Raw genomic sequence first — 17,562 nt, 5'->3', positions numbered from 1 at the left:
AGGCCTTGCCTCGGCGTGAATTCCGGCGAACAGGCCCAAGCGCCGCTGTTCACCCGCCTGGGAGTGAACAAGGCGAGTGCGCCAGGCTCCGCTCGAGCTTGGAGATTGAACGACTAAAGCTGGGGCAAGGCACGCCGGCGCAGATCGAGGGTTTCGGCAAGATTGCCCCGATAGGAATGATGGCCATTGTGTCGGATCGTTGCCATGGTATCGACCCATAGCTCGCCACCGCAAGCACGCCAACGATCGCAAAAAGCATAGTCCTCGCCAACCGCCTCGCCGTCCACCACCGGAATGTTGAACAGCGGGAACAGGCGGAACGGCACGTTGTGATAGGAATAGCCTTGGTCCCTGTAGCGGGCGACCATCGTCTCCAGCATGTCGCGACGGCAAAGCATGGCGCCCGCTCCGACCCGCAGGGCGCGCGCAAAGCCGTTGCGCAGGTCCAGCCGCCCCTGCCCCGTCAGCGCCTTCGGGTCTTCGAAGACGACATTCCAGCGCGACACGGCGGCATGAAAATCCTCGAGATCGCGAGCGAAAACCTTGCTGGTCTTCTCATTGTCGTAGCCCTTCGACACATAGGGCGCGGCCGTGAAAGGCTTGTCATGGAGCTGGCTGAACTGAAGCAGCCGCCCTATCGTCTTGGGCGATATCTCCATGTCCGAGTCCAAGCAAAGAAGATAGTCGCTGCGACCTTCGAGGAAATAGCTGACGACTGCGTTGCGCGCATGTTCCAGATGTGGAATGCCCGATTGCCCGAGAAAGTCGACTTCGACTTTCCGCTCTTTCAAATCCAAGGCGATGCTGAGGAAAGAGCGTACGGCATCGATGTCGACAAAGCGGTTTCCACATACGCAGGCGATAAGAATACTGGGCCTTTTCATTACGACACTGCTCACAATAAAATTATAAAACGAATTCGTAATTCTGAAAAATTAGACAACTCAACTAAAAGTTGAATTTTCAAGAGTTTTCGATTTTCGCTAGTTACATGGCTATGAATCTATATATTTCTGCTACGAATAACGAAATTAATTGCCTCACACAATGTGAAAGAACCCTACTCACATAGGCATCACTTAATATTGAAGCGGTAAACTGGCACCGCTTTCGTCACCTTCTTGTGAGAAAACCAAATACGAAAAATAGACCCATCGATTTTTTGGAAGACACCGAGTGCCATCTTGCCAGTGCCCCGGGATCACAGGTCAAAGGACCGCGGCAGCCATGCTCACCCGGTGTTCGTTGATGGCGATATAGTCGTCGAGTTTGCCCGGCTGGCTTGCCACCAGGCCGTCCTGGGCATAGCCCCAGAACAGATCGCGCATCGCCGCCGCCAGACGCATGGCCGCGAAACCCTGCTTCTCTTCCCCTGTCGGTAGATGCCCCAGCCAGTCGGCAAGGCAGATGCGGACCATTCCGTCATCCAAACCGGCATTGTTGAAAAAGCTGGCGAGATCGACCAAAGGCTGGCCCTGCCCGGCATACTCCCAATCGAGCAGCCAAAGGCGTTGGCCATCATCGATGATGTTGTCGCCGTGGATATCGTTATGAGCAAAGCCCGCGGGTACGGCGGCGAGCCGTGGTGCCAGGATGCCGAGCAGCGGCCGGTAACGATCGGCGGCTCGCTGCCAACGATTGGGCTCCGCGGTCAATTTCTGAAGGTAACGGCCGAGGATGGTGAGCGGGGTCCTGTCGCGCGATGATCCCCGATAGTGTTCCGGCACCGTTCGCCGGATGCTGTTCAGCAACGCCAGCACGTGTCGAAACCTCGTCTGGTCGCGGAAATCAGCGCTGGCGAGTGTGCGTCCCTCGATATGCCGCAGGATCATCAGCCCGGGTTCCGCCCAGACCAACTCGGGCCCAAGCCCGCATGCGGCAGCGGCACGGGTGGCAGCCTGCTCGGTCGCGCGGTCGATGTCGTGCGCCGCATTGTCGGCGGCGATGCGAGCCACGAAGCGACCATGCCGCGCTGTGATCAGAAGATTACGATTGGTCAGCCCACCGGCCACAGGCTCGACAGCGATGGGACCGTCCCACAAGGGCAGAACTGCGAGACGGTCGTGAAGATCAGGCTTTCTCGGCATGACTGTTTCAAGCGAGGCGCTGCAGGATCGACCCTTCCGGACACCGAAAGCAAAGCGCGTGCGAGTGACGCGCCTTGCTGCACGATTGCCGACGCTTCGTCGCGGAGGCGGAAGGTTATCGCCGCCCCCGGCCGAACACCATCAGATCCGGCTAGATAGCCCCTTCCAACGTCTTGCGATAGAGTTTGAGGGCGCCGGCCTTAGTCAGGGTAACGGGATTGCCACCTGCAGTCGGATCCTTCGGAGCCATCTTGGACATCAGGTCGAACTTCTGATCGTCGACCTTGAGGCCCGCCAGCGTGTGCGGCACGCCGAGTTCCTCGCGCAGCGCCAAAGTCCAGTCGAGGAAAGCCGAATAGCGCGGCTTCAAACCGATATAGGCGGCGAGACGCTCGATCTTCTCCTTCACAGCCTTTTTGTTGAAGGCGATGACATAGGGCATGAACACCGCATTGGTCAGGCCGTGATGGGTATCGTAGAGCGCACCAACCGGATGGGAGAGCGCATGGATGGCACCAAGGCCTTTCTGGAAGGCGGTGGCGCCGATCGCCGCGGCCGACATCATATGGGCGCGGGCTTCGAGATCCGTGCCGTCCTTATAGGCGCGCGGTAGGAACTCCTTGACCAGGCGAACGCCCTCCACCGCCATGCCCTCGGCCATCGGATGGTAGAAGGGCGAACAATAGGCCTCCAGGCAGTGGGCCAGCGCATCGAGACCTGTGCCCGCCGTGATGTGCTTGGGCATGCCGACGGTCAACTCGGGATCGCAGATCACCACCTTGGGCATCATCAGGGGATGGAAGATCACCTTCTTGGTGTGGGTCTTTTCCTGGGTGATCACCCCTGCCCGGCCGACTTCCGAGCCGGTGCCGGCGGTGGTCGGCACGGCGACGATCGGCACGATGCCTTTGGGATCGGCCCGGGTCCACCAGTCGCCGATGTCCTCGAAATCCCACATCGGCCGCTTCTGCCCGGCCATGAAGGCGATGACCTTGCCGGCATCGAGGCCGGAGCCCCCGCCGAAGGCAACGACGCCGTCATGCCCGCCCTTGCGCAGCACTTCCAGGCCCGCATAGACGTTGGATTCCACCGGGTTGGGCTTCACATCCGAAAAGATGGCCGCATGCAGCCCGGCGGCCCTGAGGCTCTCCAGCGCATCCTTGGTCATCTTTTGGGTGGCGAGGAAGGGATCCGTCACCAGCAGTGGCGCGCTGATGCCGGCACTCTTGCAGGCTTCCGCCAGTTCCGAGATGCGGCCGGCGCCGAAGCGGATGGCGGTGGGATAGCTCCAATTGGCGCGTGGAGACGTCGTGGTCATGGGCGGTGTCCGAGAAATGGATGCGGGATTCGGTGCGCCGGTCTTCAGACCGGCATGGGTCGGGAACAATGCCGGTCTCGCTCCATCTCTCGATGGAACTGAGAAGACCGGCAGACCAGGTCAGATCGTCCTGAGGTGATAGCTTTTGGGCTGGGTGAGCGAGTCGTAGCCGAGGCGCGAAAGCCCCGTGCCGCGGCCGGTATCCTTCACGCCGGTCCAGGTCAGGCCGGGATCGAGATAGTCGCAGCGGTTCATGAAGATCGTGCCTGTCTCGATCTCGGCGCCGATGCGCTCGGCCGCGTCGAGGTCCTGTGTCCAGATCGCCGCCGTCAGGCCATAGGGCGAATCGTTCATCAGCGCGACGGCCTCTTCGTCGGACTTCACCTTCATGATGCCGACGACCGGGCCGAAGCTCTCTTCCATCATCACCGACATCGAATGATCGACATTGGTGAGGACTTGCGGGGCGAGATAGGCCGTGCCGGCGGCGTCGGCCGCAAATTTCGCCGTGTCGATATGAGCCTTGGCGCCCTTGGCCAGGGCCTCCGCGGTCTGCTTGCGCACCCAGTCGGCGAAACGCAGATTGGCCATCGGGCCGAGCGTCGTGGCCTCGTCGAGCGGATTGCCGAGCACATACTGGCTGGTGAGATTGGCAAAGCCGTCGACGAAGCGGTCGTAATGGCTTTCATGCACATAGATGCGCTCGATGCCGCAGCAGCACTGCCCCGAATTGTAGAAGGCGCCATCCACCAGGTTCTCGATCGCGTGCTCGACATTGGCGTCGGCCCGCACATAGGCCGGGTCCTTGCCGCCGAGTTCGAGCGCAAGGGTCATGAAGGTGCCGGCAGCGGCCTTCTCGATGGCGCGGCCGCCCGCGACGGAACCGGTGAAATTGGTGTGGTCGACCAGTCCCTTGGCCAGAATGTCGCTGGTCTGCTCGTGCGTGAGCACGAGGTTCTGGAACACGCCCTTGGGCAGGCCGGCCGCATCCATCGCCTTCTGGAAACGCTCACCGACCAAGATGGTCTGCCCCGCATGCTTGAGGATCACGGCGTTGCCGGCGATCAGGGCGGGAGCGATGGTATTGACGGCCGTCATGAACGGATAGTTCCAGGGCGCCACCACGAAGACCAGACCGAGCGGCTCGCGCTTGATCATGCGCTTGAAGCCGGGGCGGTCGTCATCGGGAATGGTCGGCGCCAGGCTGTCCTTGGCGATGCGCACCATATAGCGAACGCGCTCCTCGAAGCCGCGGAATTCGCCACCATAGCGCACCGGCCGGCCCATCTGCTGGGCAAGCTCCGGCACGACCTCCTGGTTCATCGCCAGCATGGCGTCGAGGAACTTCAGGACATAGGCGCTGCGTTCCTCGATGGAGAGCCGGCGCCATTCCTTCTGGGCCTTGCGGGCTGCGGCCAACGCCGCCTCGATCTCGGCGGCACTGGCCGCCGGGCGGCGCACCAGCTCCTTGCCGTCGATGGGAGAGATACAGACGATATCGGACATGATTGAAACCCCGGACGGCCTGGCGCACCGTCATTGCGAGCGCAGCGAAGCAATCCAGCTTCGCCCCGCTTGAAAGACTGGATTGCTTCGCTGCGCTCGCAATGACGAAGCCTCCATTGGAGAATGAAAGTGTGATCCCGGAGTGTCCGGGGCCACCCTCTTTGTGATCACATCTAGATGATTTCGAAGTAGCGTTCCAGCTGCCAATCCGAAATCGTGCGGCGGAACTCGCGTTCCTCCCATTCGCGGGTGGCGGCATAATGCTCGACGAAGGCGTCGCCGAAGAGCGAGCGGGCCGCCTTGGAAGCCTTAAGGCGCTGGGCCGCATCCCAGAGCGAGCGCGGCAACTGACGCGCCTTGGGGAATTTCTTGTCATAGGCCGAGCCCTCGACCGGCGCGTCGGGCTCGATGCGGTTTTCGATACCCCACAGGCCCGAACCGATCGCCGCCGCCAGGGCTATGTAGGGATTGATGTCGGCAGCCGCCACCCGATACTCGACGCGCTGGGACTTCTCGGAACCTGGAATGACGCGCAGGGCGCAGGTGCGGTTCTCCACGCCCCAGCTCGCATCGGTCGGCGCCCAGAAGCCGGGAATGAGGCGGGTGTAGGAATTCACCGTGCAGGCGATCATCGCCAGCAATTCAGGCATCAGCGCCTGCTGGCCGCCGACGAACCAGCGCATCTCGTCCGACATCGCATGCGGCTTGGACGGATCGTGGAACACGCCCTTGCCGGTCTTCAGATCCGAGAGCGAGGCGTGCAGATGTCCGGATTGCCCCGGCCAATCATGCGACCACTTGGCCATGAAAGTCGCCATCCAGCCGCGCTTCTGCGCCAGGATCTTGGTGTAGGTCTTGAACAAGGCGGCCTTGTCGGCCATGGCCAGGGCCTCATCGACCTTGATCGCCGCCTCGAGCACGCCGGGGCCGGTTTCGGTGTGCAGGCCCTCGATCTCCATGTCCATCTCCCGGCACATCTGCAGGAGATCCTGGTAGAAGTCGGCATGCACGCCGGCGCGCAGCATGGAATAGCCGAAGAAGCCTGGCGTGATGTTCTTCAGATTACGGAAGCGTTTTTCGCGTACGCTATGGGGTGTTTCGTCGAAGACGAAGAATTCGAACTCGGCCGCCGCCGAAACCTTATAGCCCATGTCGGCTGCACGCTTGATCACCCGGCGCAATGTGCCGCGGGGGCAATAGGCCTCGGCATCGCCGGCGAACTCACCGATGAAGAGCGGCATGCCGTCTTCGAGCGGGATGATACGCATGGTCTCAGGCAGAAAACGGGCCTCGGCATCGCGATAGCCGTTGTGCCAGCCCGCAAAGCTGGTGTTGTCATAGAGCTGGTCGTTCGAATCCCAGCCCAGCACGACGTTGCAGAAACCAAAACCCTTCTCGAGCGCACTCTCGAACTTCTCGCGAGCCATGTATTTGCCGCGGAAGACGCCGTCTATGTCGAAGACACCGACCTTCACATCGGAAAAGCCGTGTTCTCGGACATAGGCTATCGCCTCGGCTGCATTGGTCGGTCTCGCTGGGTTCGCCATGATCCGCTGGTTCCGTCTCTCTAGGTTTGTTCTTTGTGGATAGTTCTTCGCGTGCCGGTGACCGGCCCGGGCAGCGACCCGGGCCGGCCGACGCCACGATCAGGTGCTCTGGCCGACTGCCTTTTCGGCTTCGGCGATCTCGCTGGCCCGTTTGGCGATGTCACCGCCGATCGGCGGGCCCTTGAACCGACGAGCCTCGATGCCGAACCACAACACCAGGAGCAGCACCAGCAGGCCAATAGCGTAGTTGATCAGGATGTCGAAGGGCGGCTGGATACCGGCATACATCAGGACGAGCACACCGAGTACGGCGATCGCGCCGAGAGGCTTGGACCAGATACCGAGGCGGAAAGGTCCGAACTCGGTCCAGGTCTTGCCCTCCGCCAGCAGTCCTGCGGCGATCGGCATGGCATAGGAGACATAGAGGAACAGCGCGCAGCCCGCCGCCAGCGCGGCGAAGGCGGGCGAATAGAGGGTGGCCGCAACCGAGAGCACCGCTCCCAGCCAGATCGCCGCCACGGGTGTGCGCCAGGTCGGGCTCACACCCTTCCAGACGCCGGAGGCCGGCAGGCCGCCGTCACGGGCGAAGGCATAGATCATGCGCGAAGTCGAGGTCAGGCCGGCCAGGGCGCAGATGAAATTGGCCAGCACGATGCCGATGGCCAGCACGTCCTTGAGCAGGCCCGGCGCGGGCAGGTTGTTGAACAGGTTGAACCAGCCGGCGCCGCCATCCTTGGCGGTCTGGGCCAGGTCCGGGCTGGCTAGCACGAAGGACACCGCCATGGCGAAGCCGAACACCAGCGACCAGAACACCGAATGGATCATCCCCCTGGGCACGGCGACACGGGCATTCTGGGTTTCCTCGGAGGTGTGCGCCGAAGCATCGAAGCCGGTGATGGTGTAGAGCGGGTAGAGCAAGCCGACCAGGAAGGCGATGAAGGCAGGCCGTGCTTCCGGCACGTAATTGCCGCCCGGATCACCGGTATTGTTCACGAAAGTGGTGAGACGCGAGAAGTCCCAGCTGGCTCCCCACCCCAGGAAGGTCAGGGTCAGCACCACGGCAACTACCAGAATGAGATAGCCGGAGAAGTCGGTCAGCAGCGTGGTGAGTTTGATGCCGAAATGGTTGATCAGCGCCTGGACCAGCGTGATCAGGCAGACGGCCACCACCTGCGCGGTGTAGGCAGAACTGTTGATCGCTTTGGCCTGTTCGGCCGTCATGCCTGACGGCAAGGGGTCGGTCGTGACGGAAGTCCATGCCGTCACGTCGACATGGAAGACGCCCGAAAGCACGAGATCCCGGAACAGCAGCCAGACGCCGACATTGACCGATGCGACCACGAAGATCAGGCCGAGCAGGTTGATCCAGGCGGTTGCCCAGCCCCAGCCGCGACCGCCGAGAATCGAGGACCAGTGATAGAGCCCGCCCGCCGTGGGATAGGCCGAACCGATCTGTCCGAGACAGGCCGCGACCACGAGAGCGAACACGCCGCCGATGACCCAGCCGATCGTCGCTTCGAAGCCCGAACCGGTTGCCATCGCCAGCGGAAATGAGGTGATGCCGCCGGCCAGGATACAGATGATGGAAAAGGAGATCGCAAAATTCGAAAAGCCGCCCATGCGGCGCGCCAACTCCTGCGCGTAGCCCATGGAGTGGAGGACTTTGACGTCCTCGTCAGTCGATCCGCTCATAGAAAGTCCCCCGACTTGTGGTCCAGGATCGGTCGACAGTGGACCGATAGACCGTGGACCGATGGATATTACCTTTCACTCAGCTATCGTTTCCGGCCGTTCGTTCCGGCTCTCTCATTTTGGCGAATCGTCTCCGGGCAGGCCGATCCGCTTCAGGATGGTAGCAAGTTTCATGCCCCATTCTTCCTGCTGATTCGGCGTTGCCAGAAGATCGTTGCGGATTTCGATCATCACGCTGGGAAGACCCTGGCTTTGGCCATGGCGATCGAGCGTATGATAGACGCGGTCTCCCGGGCTGTAGGGCTCGTTGACCCCGACCACCAGGCTCGCATCCTCGCGCAGAGCCGCGATCATCGGGCCCGACAGGCTCTCGTCGCGATCGAAGAGAATACCGACATGCCAGGGACGCTGGACGCCGTTATAGACCGGATTGAAGCTGTGAATGCCGATGATCGCTGCCGGTCCAGCGTGCCGCTTGGCGGCCACCGCCGCGGCAACCCCCGCATGGAACGGTTCATAGACCTCCTGGATCCGCCGTGCGCGTTCGGCATCGCTGAGATCCGCATTGCCGGGAATGACGGTGCCCTCGCTCTTGAGGGTGATCGCGTCGAAAACCGACGGATCGCGATTGCAATCGATCACCAGCCGGCTCACCGCGCAGGACACCAAGGGCGCGTCGAGCTCGCGCGCCATCACGCGTGCCACGCCGAGCGCTCCCGGATCCCAGGCGATGTGGCGTTGCAAGTCGGCATCCGACAGGCCGAGCTTGCCAAAACGCGGAGGAACGAAATTGGATGCATGCTCGCAGACGAGGACATATTCACCCCTGCCTCGGCCGTTATCGACAATGGCAGAATCCGGCTGGATTTCCCCGCCCGAAGTTCCTCCGGCAGCTCTCTCGGCGAGCGATTCTAACATTCATTACGTCCGGGCTTGTTTTTGTATTGAGTGTTATTCTGAGTACAGCCGTAGCCGACTTGTCAATTGTGAAAATTGTGTCCACCTTCCACTCTCGCTTTTCCGGAGGGAGTCGCCTGATGACCAAAAGCCCAGACGCGGCGGCCACTGCAAGCGATCAGACCTTGGCGACGACCATCCGCAGCAGGCTCGGTTCGCTGACCCCCACCGAGCGCCGCGCCGCCCATGTCCTCTTGTCGAACTATCCGTTCGCAGGCCTTGAAACCGTTGCGCAATTTGCCTCGCGCGCCGGCATCTCGGCACCTTCGATCCTGCGCTTCATTGCCCGCCTCGGCTTCGGGGCCTACGCCGATTTCCAACGTCATCTCAAGGACGAACTCGAAGCACAATTGCAGTCGCCGCTGATGAAGCAGGCGCCGGAACAGGCGAACCCGACCCCCCTCTCCGCTTTCGCGGCGGCTGTGGTCGCAAACATTACGCACAGCTTCGAGGCGATGGCGCCGGCCGAGTTCGATGCGATTCTCGCCATTATCACCGACACCAAGCGCCGGCTGCATGTCGTCGGTGGTCGCCTTACCGAGGCCGTGGCGCTCTATACCGTGCGCCATCTCAGGGTCATCCGCCCCGATGTCACGCTGGTTGAGGGACAGGCGGCAACCTGGCGCGACCAGGTCATCGATTTCGGCAAGCGTGACGTCCTGATCGTCTTCGACATCCGGCGCTACCAGGACGATGTCATCCTGCTCGCGCAGGAGGCAACCGAGCGCGGCGCCACCATCGTGCTGTTCACCGACCAATGGCTATCGCCGATCGCCCGCTTTGCCCGCCATGTCATTTCAGCGCGCACAGGCGTGCCGTCGAACTGGGATTCGAACGCGGCGATCCTGGCGATCATCGAGGCCTTGATGGCTGCGGCCACCAAGACGCTGTGGGATCTTTCCAAGGCCCGCATGGAAGCCTTGGAGATCCTGCGCAAGCACAGCCAGCGCCCGGGTTAGCAGGCTGTTGAAGAAGTCTGTGGCGCGGCCGAACCGAGTATGATTCATTCACTCGTTGATGCGGCGAGGTGGTGGATGCGAGGTTCGGACAACCGCTCGGGATCGCTGTTTTCCTATGTTGATCTGGAGGCGCGGGTGCGCAGCGATCATCCGCTTCGACGGATCAAGGTGTTTGCCGATGATGCGCTGGAGGGACTGAGCAAAGATTTCTCACGGCTCTATTCGGGAATGGGCCGCCCGTCGATCCCGCCGGAGATGCTGTTGCGGGCGATGCTATTGCAGGCCTTTTATTCGATACGCTCGGAACGACAGTTGATGGAACGGCTGGAGTTCGACCTGTTGTTCCGCTGGTTCGTCGGCCTGGGCATTGACGAGACGGCCTGGGATCACTCGAGCTTTTCCAAGAACCGTGATCGGTTGCTGGAAGGGGAGATCGCGGCGAAGTTCTTGGCGGCAGTGTTGGCCCAGCCGAATGTGAAGCGGCTGCTGTCCAGCGATCATTTCAGTGTCGACGGCACGTTGATCGAGGCCTGGGCGTCGATGAAGAGCTTCAGGCCCAAGGCGGGCAATGGTGAGGGAGGACCGCCAGCAGATCCACCCGCATCGGGTGGCCGTAATGGCGAGGTCGATTTCAAAGGTCACAAGCGCTCCAATGAGACCCATCAGAGCACGACCGATCCCCACGCCCGGCTCTATCGCAAGGGTTCTGGTATGGAAGCCAAGCTGTGTTTTATCGGCCACGCTCTGATGGAGAACCGATCTGGCTTGGTCGTCGACACCCGACTGACACAGGCTGACGGCCATGGCGAGCGCCGTGCGGCCCTTTCGATGATCGAGCCGCGCGCGGACCGGCCGCACGCGATCAGTCTGGGCGCCGACAAGGCTTATGACGCCGAGGACTTCGTCAATGAACTGCGGTCGATGAACGTGCGCCCACACGTGACCCAAAACGACAACGGCCGGCGTTCGGCCATCGATCGGCGCACGACCCGCCACGCCAGCTACGCGATGAGCCAGAAGATCCGCAAGCGGATCGAGGAAGCGTTCGGCTGGATCAAGACCGTGGCCGGCCAGCGCAAGACAAGGTTCAAAGGACGAGACAGGGTCGGATGGGCATTCGCCTTCGCCGCGGCGGCCTACAATCTGGTTCGCCTGCCCAAGCTGGTTGGAGCGCAGCCATGACGCTGAAAGGCAAGTGGCGGATCATTCAACTGGAGGCTTTCGACGAAGACTATCTCGATCTGGTCGAGCCGGCATACATCCAGATCGACGAGCGCGGCCTGGGCGAAATGGCCTTCGGCGCCCTGACTGCCGCGCTCGACTGTGCCTACACGCAGAGCGGTTTTGATTTCAACTGGGATGGCTCCGACGAAGGCGACCAGGTCAGCGGCGACGGTTGGGCGGAGCTCCAGGATGACGGCTCGCTCCTCGGCGAAATATCTTGGCGCAACGGCGACGAAACCAGCTTCAAAGCCGCTCCCTGGGCGACTTCTTCAACAGCCTGTTAGAGCAAAGTGCGACTTCTCCGAATTGTACTTTGCTCTAACCTTTTGTTGTGACATGTTTTCTTAATCGAAATGTCTGTCAACTTCTCTGGAAAACACTCTAGCCCTTCACGGCACCGGCGGTCAGCGAGCGCCCGATATAGCGATAGGCCAGCAGGCTGAGCAGCAGAGGCGGCAGCACGGAGAGGATCATCACCGCCGCCGCCGTGCCCCATTGCACCCCGCCACCGCTGGCCGCGAAGAAGAACGAGGCGCCGACGGTGATCGGCACGGCGCTCTGCGTGGTCAGCATCAGGCCGAACAGGAATTCGTTCCAGGCATAGATGAAGGCCAGGATCAGCGAGGAGGCGATGGCGGGCGCGGTCAAGGGCAGCACCACCCGCCACAGCACGTAGAAGGTGCCGGCGCCATCGACCAGCGCCGCCTCCTCGATCTCGATCGGCAGGTCCCTGACCGCGTTGGCGATCAGCACCAGCACCAGCGGCAGGTTGACGAGGCACAGGATCAAGGCGAGCCCGAACCGGGTATCGAGCAAGGCCAGGCGCTGGTAGATCAAATAGATCGGGATGGAGAAGATGATCAGCGGGATGGCACGCAGATTGGTCACGCCGGGCAGCAGCCAGCGCTGGCCGATGCCATGGCGCACGATGGCGTAGGCTGCCGGAAAACTGAGCAGGATTGCGAACAGCGAGCCCAATGAGGCGGCAACCAGGCTGTTGACGAGATAATGCGCGATGTCGAAACGGTCGGAGATTTCGAAGACCCTGGCGAAATTCTCCAGCGTCGGCGCCTCGATCAGCAAGGACGGGTTCTCGGCTATTTCGGATTCGCTCTTGAAGGCCGCGATCAACGGAAAGTTCAGCGCGAAAGCCGCGAGGAGAAAGACGATCCAGCGCAGGAGGGTGAGAAGCCGTGTCATGCGCGGCGCTCCGCCAGCTTCATCAGCCCAGCCACTGCGACATAGGACATCACCAGCAGGATGAGGGACGCGGCGACGGCCATCCCGATATTGCTGCCGCGGAAGAACGCCTCGTAGATATAAATGCTAATTGTGGTCGTGCTGCCGCCGGAGCCGCTGCCGGTCAGCACATAGACATTGTCGAACACCCGGAAGCTGTCGATGAAGCGGAAGAAGAAGGTGATGGCGATGGTCGGCGCCATATAGGGCAGGTCGATCCAGCGCAGCCGTCGGAAATAACCGGCGCCATCGATGGCGGCAGCTTCCCTGATCTCGATGGGGATCGCCTGGTAGGCCGAATAGAGGATCAGCAGGGCAAAGGGCGTCCATTGCAGGACCTCGATGGTGACGAGCGTGGCGAAGGCATTGTCCGGGCTGAGGAAAGCGGGGCTGTCACCGGTGAAGAGCAGGAAATAATAGGGGATCACGCCGACGAATTCCTGCAGCACCAGGCGATACATCAGGCCGACCAGGGCCGGGGCCAGCATCATCGGCAGCATCAGGACGGCCATCAGCCAGGGCCGCTTGGCCAATAAGGGGCTGAGAAAGATGGCGAGGAACAGGCCAAGCAGGATCTGGGCGATCGACGCAGCAACGGCAAATTTAAGGGAGAAGCCCATGGCCTTCCAGAACGCGCCATCCTGGAGCACGCCTAGGAAATTGCCGAAACCCTGCAGGTTCGGGCTGCGCAGGGTTTCGAAGGTCACGTTCGAGAGCGCGTAGACGATGTCGATGCAAAGCGGCAGCGCCACCAGAAAGATCAGGAATCCGGTCATCGGAGCGATGAGCAGATAGGATGTCTTGCTCTTGGCGAGCGCCATCAGGCTGTCTCCGGGCGTTGCTGGGAGTGCGGACGTCCCCGTCCGAAGACGCGAACCTAAGGCGAGAGGCGTGACGCCAAACGCTCTTTCGCTCCGTTTGTACGGGGAGAACGCAAGAACCGGGGGCAGCGTAAGCCCGCCGCTTAAGTTAGCACCTGCGGACGCGTCACCTGCGCTCCCGGGATTGCGCCCTATGACGGGCACTCGATGCAAACGCTATTTCTTCAACAATTCCTGCATCTTGGCGGTCGTTTCCTTCAGCGTCGCATCAAGGTCGGCCTGTCCCGCCCAATAGCCGGTGAAGGCCTTGGCCTGGGCCTCGTAGACCTGCAAGGCGCCGGCTGAGGTCCCTCCCGTCATCACGAAACCGTACTGGCCGGCGAAGTCACCGATCTTGGCGAGGTCCGGCCGCTTCGGCAGGGAGGACGTCAGGCTGGCATCGAGCGCCGGCGAACCACCCGCCTCCGCATAGATCTTCATCGCCTCCGCGCCGGCGAGCCAGTGCAGGAACTTGACCGCGCCCTCCTTATGGGTCGAGGCCTTGTTGAGGCCGAAGCCAAGTCCGTGAATATGCGTCGTGCGCCCCTCAGGCCCCTTCGGCGGAGCCAGCGCATCGATCTTGCCCGCCACCGCGGCGTTCTTAGCCGGATTGTCGAGATCGGCCGCCGCAGCGTTCCATTGCAACATGGTGGCGACCTGCCCGGCACCAAAGGCGGCGTTGGCCTCGGCATATTCGTAGGAGAGCGAATCCTTGGGGCTGGCACCGGCATCGTAGAGCTTCTTATAGAGCTCCAGGCTGGTACGGTAGGCGGGCGAATCCACAGTGATCTTGCCGGTGGCGTCCTGCCAATCGGCGCCATAGGAGCGCGCCATGGTCTGGAACACCATCATGTTGAACAGGAGGTTCTTCATCTGCAGCACCGTGCCGTAGCGGGTCGGACTGGCGCGATTGATGCTCTTGGTGAAGAACAGGGCCGTGGCGGCATAGTCGTCCCAGGTCCATTCGTCCGGCTTTACCGGCTGCAGCGGCTTGCCGAGATATTTCTGGGCGATCTCGCCATAGGTCTTCTTCCAGCCGTCATCGGCCAGCAGCTTTTCCATCAGGTCCTTGCGCACATACATGAAATGCAAGGACAGGTCCGTCGGCACGCCATATTGCTTGCCGTCGAACTGCATGGTCTTCAGCACCTTTTCGCCGAAGACCTTGGCGCTGTCGGCCGGTAGGTCCACCGGCTGCATGAAGGGCGCATATTTGCCAAGCGAATAGGTAGCGATCAGGTTGAGATCGAACTCGGTCGACCCCGCCGCAAGATCGGCCTGCAGCTTGTCCCAGAACCCTTCGCGGTTGAAGAAGATCAGCCTGACCTTGTCGGCCTCGGCAAGACCGGGGCGCTCATTGTAGGCCTTGGCGGTCGCCCGGAGAGCCGTTTCCTCCGGCCCGCCGGGCCAGCCGAGAACGGTAACGTCGGCCATGGCGCCGGTGCTGCCCGCCAACGCCAGGGCCAGACCGGCCAGCAGCGCTCTGCATCTGTTCCTTCGGCCTCGCTTCATCTCAGACATGGATCCACCTCCGGTGCGCTTTCTGGTTATAGGTCGACGAGATCGGCCACGCCGATCAGTCCCGCTTCGGCGCCGAGCGCGGCAGCGCGGAATTCGGGACGGTAATGGGGAGGAAGCCCAGCGGCTTGTCGGCGCAGCCGGTCGAGGAAGCCCTCGGCCAGACCGAGGCCGCCGCCAATGACGAAGCAATCCGGATCGATCAGCATCTGCAGGGTGCGGGCGGCACGGACCAAGGGGCGCACGGCCCCGTCGACGAGGGCTTCCGCTTCCGGATCGCCGCCGCGGGCGGCTGCCAGCAAGGCCGGCGGGCCGGACCATCGTCCGCTGCCGGCGGCCGACCGCGCCAGGGCAGAACCGGCCGCAATGTCTTCCAATCGCTGCTCGCCTGCCGAGAGATCGGTAAGGATCTGGCCGACATGCCCTGCCAGCCCGCTACGGCCGGTCAACAGACGCCCGCCCAGCACGAAACCGCCGCCGACGCCCGTCGATACCGTCAGGAACACCATGTCGGTGCCCTGCCCCGCGCCGAAGCGATATTCGCCCCAAGCCGCGGCCTGGGCGTCGTTGACGGCAGTCACGGGCACCTTGAGGCGCTCGGTCAGGACCTCAACGAGAGGATAACCGTCCGGCACCGGCAGGATGGCCGGATTCAGTGCCGACCAGCGGCCTCCTGCGATCCGGCCGGTGACAGCGATGCCGGCGGCAGCATAGCGTCCGCTCCAATCGGCTATGCTCGCGGCGACGGCATCCAGCCAGGCCTGCGGGCCGCCCTCGCGTGCGGTCTCGACACGGCGCTGCGCCACCACCCTGTCGCCGTCGACCAAGGCCGAGAGGGTCTTGGTGCCGCCGATATCGATTGCAAGGACAGGCCGTCGTTGCATGGGCGTTCCTAGGAGGATGGAGCAGAGGGCGACTTCACCGCCTCGACGAACCAGCTCGTGATGTGCTCGGGGCGAGTGATGGCGGAGCCGACCACCACGGCATCTGCGCCGGCCTGGCGTGCCGCCTGCACCTGTGCCAGCGTACGATAGCGCCCCTCGGCGAAAACCGGCCTGCCGAGAGCCACGACCCGGCGCACGAGGCCGATATCCGGCTCCTCCGGCACCGGCCCGCCGACATAGCCGGACAGGGTGGTGCCGATCACGGATGCGCCCGCCTCGGCGGCGGCGACAGCATCCGCCAGGTCGGCGCAATCGGCCATGGACTGCCGCCCGGCGGCATGAATGGCGGCGATCAGGGCAGGCACGGAGACCGGGCGCACGCGCTGCGTGGCATCGAATGCGATGATGTCGGCACCGGCATCCGCCAGATCGGCGACATCCTGCAGCAAGGGAGTGATGAATACGGGCGTGTTCGCTTCGGCGCGTTTGACCAGCCCGATGACCGGCAGCGACGTTGCCGCGCGCACAGCCCTGACATTGGCCAGCCCCTCGATGCGCAACGCTGCCGCGCCGCCTGCCGCGGCAGCCAATGCGAAGCCGACGACAATCTCGGTCCGGTCCATGGCGCCGCCGATCACCGGCTGGCAGGACACGATCAATCCGTCGAGCGATCGTTCAACTGGGGTTGCCACCCCATGCTCCTCGTTTGCTGCTGAGGAAGCCTGACATCAATGGGACCAGAATGCAACCTGTTTAATACCAGTGACGCAGTCCTCCGTGCTTTAACCACGCCGGGCCAGTTCGACCATGAAATCATAGGCGTCACCACGGTAGCGGCTGCGGGTCAGCTCGACCACCCGGCCGTTTTCGAGCGAGCAGCGGCGCTCCATTTCGAGGATGGGAGCGCCTGTTTCGATCTCGAGCAGGCGCGCCTCGTGGGCGGTCGCCACATCGGCCCTCACCCGCTGCAACGCCCGCACAGGCTGGCAGCCCCGGCGATCGAGGGCGGCATAGAGGGAGCCTTTGATGAGATCGGGGCTCGGCAGGAATTCGGCCGGCAGCACCGAATATTCGATTGCCATGGGCACCCGATCGGCCAGACGCAGCCGGTGCAGACGGCAGACCTCGGCCCCCGGCGACAGGCCCAGGGCCATGGCTTCGGCGCCGTCTGCCATGCCAACCTCCCTGCGCAGCCAGGTGGTGCCGGGAACACGGCCGCGCGCCACCATGTCCTCCGAGAAGCTGGTGAACACCGTCATCGGCTTTTCCAGGCGCAGCGCGACGCTGGTTCGCGCACCGTGGCGCTGCACCAGCAGCCGTTCCTCGACCAGCCCCTTGATGGCATTGCGCACGGTCACGCGCGACAGATCGAGGCGCTGAGCCAGCTCGCGTTCACCCGGAATCATCGCGCCCGCCGAAACGACGCCTTCGGCAATCGCGCTCCGCAGGGCATCCTGCAAGCGCCGATACAGCGCCGTCGGGCTTTCGGTTTCCAGGCGCCCCTTGCGCAGCAGATGATCGATCAGCCGCTCGACCTCGGCGTTTTCCGCCGGTTCGGAGCGATCGGCACTCTGGTCGGGAGAGAAGGAAGAAGACATGCGGCACCAGGTATTTTCAGGCAAAAGCGCTTTGCGGCTCAGTGGACTGACCAAGAGCCGCAAGGACACGGCATTACAAACACCAGGCAAAGCAGTCTTTCCGACTGTACCCGCTTTGCTTGATTGGGCGGGATCGCAAAGGCGCGTCCGCAGCTCCATCATTCGATGGCCGA

14 protein-coding genes and 1 pseudogene are annotated in these 17,562 nt (G+C 62.6%); 3 read left to right on the top strand and 12 right to left on the bottom strand.

Features of this window, described 5'->3' with window-relative positions; all coding sequences use genetic code 11:
• Positions 1–113: 113 nt before the first annotated feature.
• From C5L14_RS27880 to C5L14_RS27850, 7 genes are all read right to left on the bottom strand, one after another.
• Positions 114–659, bottom strand: a complete 546-nt coding sequence (locus C5L14_RS27880; protein ID WP_146127038.1) for a hypothetical protein — start codon at positions 657–659, stop codon at positions 114–116.
• Between the two features lie 549 nt (positions 660–1,208).
• Entirely contained in the window at positions 1,209–2,087 is an 879-nt protein-coding gene (locus C5L14_RS27875; protein ID WP_105865320.1) for a choline/ethanolamine kinase family protein, read from the bottom strand.
• Between the two features lie 151 nt (positions 2,088–2,238).
• The gene (locus C5L14_RS27870) at positions 2,239–3,405 is read right to left on the bottom strand and encodes an iron-containing alcohol dehydrogenase (protein WP_105865319.1); all 1,167 of its coding nucleotides are present in this window, start codon (positions 3,403–3,405) and stop codon (positions 2,239–2,241) included.
• A 120-nt stretch (positions 3,406–3,525) separates the two neighbouring features.
• Positions 3,526–4,911, bottom strand: a complete 1,386-nt coding sequence (locus C5L14_RS27865) for an aldehyde dehydrogenase family protein (RefSeq protein ID WP_105865318.1) — start codon at positions 4,909–4,911, stop codon at positions 3,526–3,528.
• Between the two features lie 173 nt (positions 4,912–5,084).
• Complete coding sequence (locus C5L14_RS27860) at positions 5,085–6,458, bottom strand: glutamine synthetase family protein (protein WP_105865317.1); 1,374 nt, start codon at positions 6,456–6,458, stop codon at positions 5,085–5,087.
• A 99-nt stretch (positions 6,459–6,557) separates the two neighbouring features.
• Positions 6,558–8,150, bottom strand: a complete 1,593-nt coding sequence (locus C5L14_RS27855; protein ID WP_105865316.1) for an amino acid permease — start codon at positions 8,148–8,150, stop codon at positions 6,558–6,560.
• Between the two features lie 114 nt (positions 8,151–8,264).
• The gene (locus C5L14_RS27850; RefSeq protein ID WP_105865315.1) at positions 8,265–9,068 is read right to left on the bottom strand and encodes an N-formylglutamate amidohydrolase; all 804 of its coding nucleotides are present in this window, start codon (positions 9,066–9,068) and stop codon (positions 8,265–8,267) included.
• Between the two features lie 119 nt (positions 9,069–9,187).
• On the opposite strand from C5L14_RS27850, the gene C5L14_RS27845 reads away from it, so the two are divergent.
• The 3 genes from C5L14_RS27845 to C5L14_RS27835 all read left to right on the top strand — a co-directional run bounded on the left by C5L14_RS27845 (position 9,188) and on the right by C5L14_RS27835 (position 11,574).
• A complete protein-coding gene (locus tag C5L14_RS27845; protein WP_105865314.1) occupies positions 9,188–10,066 on the top strand; it encodes a MurR/RpiR family transcriptional regulator in 879 nt (292 codons plus the stop codon).
• Between the two features lie 75 nt (positions 10,067–10,141).
• On the top strand, positions 10,142–11,248 hold the full coding sequence (locus C5L14_RS27840; RefSeq protein ID WP_105865313.1) for an IS5 family transposase: 1,107 nt from the start codon (positions 10,142–10,144) through the stop codon (positions 11,246–11,248).
• A complete protein-coding gene (locus C5L14_RS27835; RefSeq protein ID WP_105865312.1) occupies positions 11,245–11,574 on the top strand; it encodes a hypothetical protein in 330 nt (109 codons plus the stop codon). The genes C5L14_RS27840 and C5L14_RS27835 overlap by 4 nt, the downstream gene beginning before the upstream one ends.
• 97 nt (positions 11,575–11,671) lie before the next feature.
• On the opposite strand, the gene C5L14_RS27830 is transcribed toward C5L14_RS27835, so the two are convergent.
• The 5 genes and pseudogenes from C5L14_RS27830 to C5L14_RS27805 all read right to left on the bottom strand — a co-directional run bounded on the left by C5L14_RS27830 (position 11,672) and on the right by C5L14_RS27805 (position 17,389).
• Complete coding sequence (locus C5L14_RS27830; protein ID WP_105865311.1) at positions 11,672–12,490, bottom strand: carbohydrate ABC transporter permease; 819 nt, start codon at positions 12,488–12,490, stop codon at positions 11,672–11,674.
• Positions 12,487–13,350 (bottom strand): carbohydrate ABC transporter permease, encoded by an 864-nt coding sequence (locus tag C5L14_RS27825; protein ID WP_105865310.1) that lies wholly within the window; start codon positions 13,348–13,350, stop codon positions 12,487–12,489. The genes C5L14_RS27830 and C5L14_RS27825 overlap by 4 nt, the downstream gene beginning before the upstream one ends.
• Positions 13,351–13,566: 216 nt before the next feature.
• Entirely contained in the window at positions 13,567–14,910 is a 1,344-nt protein-coding gene (locus C5L14_RS27820; RefSeq protein WP_428832666.1) for an extracellular solute-binding protein, read from the bottom strand.
• A gap of 26 nt (positions 14,911–14,936) precedes the next feature.
• Positions 14,937–16,483: pseudogene (locus C5L14_RS31020) on the bottom strand (putative N-acetylmannosamine-6-phosphate 2-epimerase).
• Between the two features lie 90 nt (positions 16,484–16,573).
• Positions 16,574–17,389: a GntR family transcriptional regulator gene (locus tag C5L14_RS27805; RefSeq protein WP_105865307.1), complete on the bottom strand. Its 816-nt coding sequence runs from the start codon at positions 17,387–17,389 to the stop codon at positions 16,574–16,576.
• Positions 17,390–17,562 lie beyond the last annotated feature (173 nt).

This window comes from Labrys okinawensis, assembly GCF_002982075.1.
Lineage (GTDB): Bacteria > Pseudomonadota > Alphaproteobacteria > Rhizobiales > Labraceae > Labrys > Labrys okinawensis_A.
This window is presented reverse-complemented; position numbering and strand designations above follow the sequence as displayed.